General features: G+C 52.4%; 2 protein-coding genes. Both read right to left on the reverse strand.

What is annotated here, in order from left to right:
* Positions 1–967: 967 nt before the first annotated feature.
* Positions 968–1759 (reverse strand): ANT(3'')-Ia family aminoglycoside nucleotidyltransferase AadA1, encoded by a 792-nt coding sequence (gene aadA1, locus ET21_RS0123115; protein WP_001206316.1) that lies wholly within the window; start codon positions 1757–1759, stop codon positions 968–970.
* A gap of 450 nt (positions 1760–2209) precedes the next feature.
* Positions 2210–2424, reverse strand: a 215-nt coding sequence (locus ET21_RS28670) for a hypothetical protein (RefSeq protein WP_235185790.1), incomplete at its 5' end; no start/stop codon positions are given.

Raw genomic sequence — 2424 nt, forward strand, 5'->3', positions numbered from 1 at the left:
ACTTCACTGCCCGCTTTCCAGTCGGGAAACCTGTCGTGCCAGCTGCATTAACATGGTCATAGCTGTTTCCTTGCGTATTGGGCGCTCTCCGCTTCCTCGCTCACTGACTCGCTGCGCTCGGTCGTTCGGGTAAAGCCTGGGGTGCCTAATGAGCAAAAGGCCAGCAAAAGGCCAGGAACCGTAAAAAGGCCGCGTTGCTGGCGTTTTTCCATAGGCTCCGCCCCCCTGACGAGCATCACAAAAATCGACGCTCAAGTCAGAGGTGGCGAAACCCGACAGGACTATAAAGATACCAGGCGTTTCCCCCTGGAAGCTCCCTCGTGCGCTCTCCTGTTCCGACCCTGCCGCTTACCGGATACCTGTCCGCCTTTCTCCCTTCGGGAAGCGTGGCGCTTTCTCATAGCTCACGCTGTAGGTATCTCAGTTCGGTGTAGGTCGTTCGCTCCAAGCTGGGCTGTGTGCACGAACCCCCCGTTCAGCCCGACCGCTGCGCCTTATCCGGTAACTATCGTCTTGAGTCCAACCCGGTAAGACACGACTTATCGCCACTGGCAGCAGCCACTGGTAACAGGATTAGCAGAGCGAGGTATGTAGGCGGTGCTACAGAGTTCTTGAAGTGGTGGCCTAACTACGGCTACACTAGAAGAACAGTATTTGGTATCTGCGCTCTGCTGAAGCCAGTTACCTTCGGAAAAAGAGTTGGTAGCTCTTGATCCGGCAAACAAACCACCGCTGGTAGCGGTGGTTTTTTTGTTTGCAAGCAGCAGATTACGCGCAGAAAAAAAGGATCTCAAGAAGATCCTTTGATCTTTTCTACGGGGTCTGACGCTCAGTGGAACGAAAACTCACGTTAAGGGATTTTGGTCATGAGATTATCAAAAAGGATCTTCACCTAGATCCTTTTAAATTAAAAATGAAGTTTTAAATCAATCTAAAGTATATATGAGTAAACTTGGTCTGACAGTTATTATTTACCCACCACTTTGGTAATTTCGCCTTTCACGTAATGCACAAATTCTTCCAGCTGATCCGCACGGCTGGCCAGACGATCTTCTTCCTGGCCCAGATACGCCTGACGCGCTTCCAGAATCACCGGCTGATACTGCGCCGGCAGACGTTCCATGGCCCAATCCGCCGCCACATCTTTCGGCGCAATTTTGCCGGTCACCGCGCTATACCAAATACGGCTCAGGGTCAGCACCACGTTGCGTTCATCACCCGCCCAATCCGGCGGGCTGTTCCACAGGGTCAGGGTTTCGTTCAGCGCTTCAAACAGGTCCTGTTCCGGCACCGGATCAAACAGTTCTTCCGCTGCCGGACCAACCAGCGCCACGCTATGTTCACGCGCTTTGGTCAGCAGAATGGCCAGATCGATATCAATGGTCGCCGGTTCAAAAATGCCGGCCAGAATATCGTTACGCTGCCATTCGCCAAACTGCAGCTCACGTTTCGCCGGATAACGCCACGGAATAATGTCATCATGCACCACGATGGTCACTTCCACCGCACGCAGAATTTCGCTTTCACCCGGGCTCGCGCTGGTTTCCAGCAGATCGTTAATCAGCGCACGACGGGTGGTTTCATCCAGACGCACGGTCACGGTCACCAGCAGATCAATATCGCTATGCGGTTTCAGGCCGCCATCCACCGCGCTGCCATACAGATGCACGGCCAGCAGGGTCGGTTCCAGATGACGTTCAATCACGCCCACCACTTCAGACAGCTGGGTGCTCACTTCCGCAATCACCGCTTCACGCATAATGTTCAGTTTGGTTTTCGGACGGCTGCCCTGCTGGGTCACATCGTTGCTGCTCCACAGCATCAGGCAACGGCCCACCGCATAACGCGCCTGCTGTTTGCTCGCACGCGGCATGCTCTGCACGCCAAAAAAGCAATCATAGCACGCCATAAACACCGCCACCGCACCATTACCGCCGCTACGTTCGGTCAGGGTACGGCTCCAATTACGGCTACGCATACTCTTCCTTTTTCAATATTATTGAAGCATTTATCAGGGTTATTGTCTCATGAGCGGATACATATTTGAATGTATTTAGAAAAATAAACAAATAGGGGTTCCGCGCACATTTCCCCGAAAAGTGCCACCTAAATTGTAAGCGTTAATATTTTGTTAAAATTCGCGTTAAATTTTTGTTAAATCAGCTCATTTTTTAACCAATAGGCCGAAATCGGCAAAATCCCTTATAAATCAAAAGAATAGACCGAGATAGGGTTGAGTGGCCGCTACAGGGCGCTCCCATTCGCCATTCAGGCTGCGCAACTGTTGGGAAGGGCGTTTCGGTGCGGGCCTCTTCGCTATTACGCCAGCTGGCGAAAGGGGGATGTGCTGCAAGGCGATTAAGTTGGGTAACGCCAGGGTTTTCCCAGTCACGACGTTGTAAAACGACGGCCAGTGAGCGCGAC

This window comes from Sphingobium sp. DC-2 (assembly GCF_000722555.1).
Classification (GTDB): domain Bacteria; phylum Pseudomonadota; class Alphaproteobacteria; order Sphingomonadales; family Sphingomonadaceae; genus Sphingobium; species Sphingobium quisquiliarum.

What these genes read in the sequence shown, in the direction of transcription:
- aadA1 (WP_001206316.1), bottom strand. Translation starts at nt 1,759, where the DNA reads ATGCGTGAAGCGGTGATTGCGGAAGTGAGCACCCAGCTGTCTGAAGTG.